Origin of the sequence: Virgibacillus alimentarius (assembly GCF_000709085.1) — a bacterium.
Lineage (GTDB): Bacteria > Bacillota > Bacilli > Bacillales > Amphibacillaceae > Virgibacillus_B > Virgibacillus_B alimentarius.
The window spans coordinates 1-2,677 of the sequence record NZ_JFBD01000145.1; the positions used below are offsets into that span (position 1 = coordinate 1).

Below are 2,677 nucleotides of genomic sequence, written 5' to 3' on the forward strand. Positions count from 1 at the left end.
AAAGTACTTCCTTCAAGTAAAGTGGAAATTTAATATTAGATTCTCTTTTGTAGTAAAAGGAAAAAACGCAATGCCTCGTATATTTAAAATACAAAACACTGCGTTGGTAATATGTATGGAGCGGGTGATGGGAATCGAACCCACATCATCAGCTTGGAAGGCTGAGGTTTTACCACTAAACTACACCCGCATTTCTTTATAGAGAAAAGAACTTGACTTACGCATACTGCCCCTACATCTTTTGATGTATTTTCCATCTCTTTTTAAGTACATTTTTTATTATAACAACTCTCCTTATCCTAGTCAATATAAATTCAACATTTTCCTACAAATATTGTGATATTTTTAAGGTGGAAAATATTCCTTCTTTTCCTTTTTTGTGTAATTGTTTGTTCGTTATAGAATATGACACTAACATGAAGTATAATACAGTTTCATATACTTATATAATAACCTGATTGTTATCTTATTATTCCAGAAACATAGTTTTGAAGAGGAGGAAAAAGTATGGCAATTTATCCAATTATGATGTCACAGTCAAAATTTATCCATCGTGATAGTTTAAATTATCCTTATGAAGAACGCGGTTTACAATTCGGAGACGGTATTTATGAAGTTATTCGTATTTATAACGGAGAATATTACTTATTGAAGGAACACGTTGATCGTCTATTCCGTTCAGCAGAAGCAATTAAACTAATATTGCCCTTCACCAAAAAAAAGCTCATTAGCTTGCTACAAACATTGATAGAAAAAAATAAAATGACCGTTGACGGCAAAGTATATTTACAAATTACTCGAGGTTCATCTCCAAGGGAACACGAATTTCCAGTTGAAACACCAGTAAATACGTATGCTTATGCTCAGAACCTTCCTCGTAAACATCATTTACTTGAAAATGGGGTCAGCACAATAACACAACGCGATATCCGCTGGGAAAATTGCTATATTAAAAGTTTAAACCTATTGCCTAATGTTCTTGCCAAACAAGAAGCTAAAGAACAAGGCTGCTATGAAGCAATTTTACATAAAAATGGACTAATCACTGAGTGTAGTTCAGCTAATGTTTATTTAGTTAAGTCAAATAAGATTTATACTTTCCCTGCTACAAAAAGAATTCTACACGGATGTGTTAGAATGAGAGTCAAAAAATTCACAGCGGATTTAAATATTCCATTTATTGAAGAAGGATTTAATTTAGAAGACATCCCTGCAGCTGATGAATTATTCTTATCAAGTACAACATCTGAAATTATGCCGATTATTCAGGTGGATGGAAAGCAAATTGGAGATGGAAAACCTGGTAAAATATCCAAACAACTACAAGAAGCATATGAAAAAGATGCTAAACTTATTTCTTCTACAATAAATTAAAATAAAAGCAAGGCACCCATTAAATAACTACCGATAGGTGTCTTGCTTTTTCTAATTCTTTAGAAAGAGACGCTTTAATCCATATATCTATCTAAAAAAGATCTTAATTTTTCTACATATTTCTCCCTCTCAATTACAAATGCTTCACCATGTCCCGCTCCTTTTATGGTCATAATTTCTGCATTGCTTTTCGTATTTTCATATAATTCTTTAGCCATTTTAGTAGGGACGAATGTATCTGCCTCGCCATGAATATATAAAATAGGTACTTCTGCTTTTTTTACCTGATCTAAAGAAGAAGCCTCCGTAAGCGAATAACCTGCTCTCATTTTTGTAACGATACTTGTACTCGGTAAGATTGGAATAGCAGGTAAATGATACATGCGTTTCATTTGATAAGAAAACATATCGTATACACTCGTATAGGGACTATCAGCTACAATTGCTTTAACATTATCAGGAAGCTGCTCGCCACTGGTGTTTAATGCTGTCGCTGCCCCCATGGATACACCATGCATGACGATTTCAGTATCTGATCCAAGTTTTTCAATTAGCTTATCGATCCAACCTATAAAATCGAGTCGATCATGCCAGCCAAATCCTATATAATCTCCTTCACTCTCGCCGTGACCGCGTGAGTCTGCGAAAAATACATTATAACCAAGCGCTTTATAATAATATTCTCCGTAAATTCCCATATCTGAACCGCTGCCAAGGTATCCATGCGCTAGTACAACAGTCTTATTTGTTGGCTTTTCCGCCTCTAAAAAATACCCTTTTAATCGAAGACCGTCAAATGATGTTAATTCCATTTCCTCAAAATCCTGCTGGTCGACCCAATTACGCCAATCTCCTTCTAAAAAAGCATCCATTGCTTCAGCTGTTACTTCGAGATCGTCATTGCCTACTAGAAAGTCCTTTACATTTCGTTTTATAGCTAGATTATAAAAATAAACACTAGCTACAGTATTGATTATTAATAGAATAGCAATAATTCCAAGTGATATTTTCAACCATTTCTTTTTCTTCATCTTTGTCCCCCCTTAGGCAACAACATTATAATTCCATTATATAAAAAATTACCGATCTTTGCCGTTCCTTTAGCCACTTTTTTATTGGTACTTCTTTACAGCATCACAACGCTAATAAGTACAATTTTCATGATCTCCGGTTGATTTTCATGATCTCCGGTTGATTTTCATGAAAAACGAAGTGCCAGTGGCACTTCGATTTTTTCATTTCATTTATTAGATTTTTCTTGCTACAAACTGTTCTATTAACTTATGATCCAACTTCATTAATC

At 34.1% G+C, this 2,677-nt stretch carries 2 protein-coding genes and 1 tRNA gene; 1 reads left to right on the forward strand and 2 read right to left on the reverse strand.

Annotated elements, in window-relative coordinates:
- Nucleotides 1-116: 116 nt before the first annotated feature.
- Nucleotides 117-190 (reverse strand) — tRNA-Gly (locus GZ63_RS0116175).
- A gap of 317 nt (nt 191-507) precedes the next feature.
- On the opposite strand from GZ63_RS0116175, the gene dat reads away from it, so the two are divergent.
- The gene (dat, locus tag GZ63_RS0116180; RefSeq protein ID WP_029271361.1) at nt 508-1,374 is read left to right on the forward strand and encodes a D-amino-acid transaminase; all 867 of its coding nucleotides are present in this window, start codon (nt 508-510) and stop codon (nt 1,372-1,374) included.
- Between the two features lie 74 nt (nt 1,375-1,448).
- On the opposite strand, the gene GZ63_RS0116185 is transcribed toward dat, so the two are convergent.
- The gene (locus GZ63_RS0116185) at nt 1,449-2,405 is read right to left on the reverse strand and encodes an alpha/beta hydrolase (protein WP_029271363.1); all 957 of its coding nucleotides are present in this window, start codon (nt 2,403-2,405) and stop codon (nt 1,449-1,451) included.
- Between the last annotated feature and the right edge of the window lie 272 nt (nt 2,406-2,677).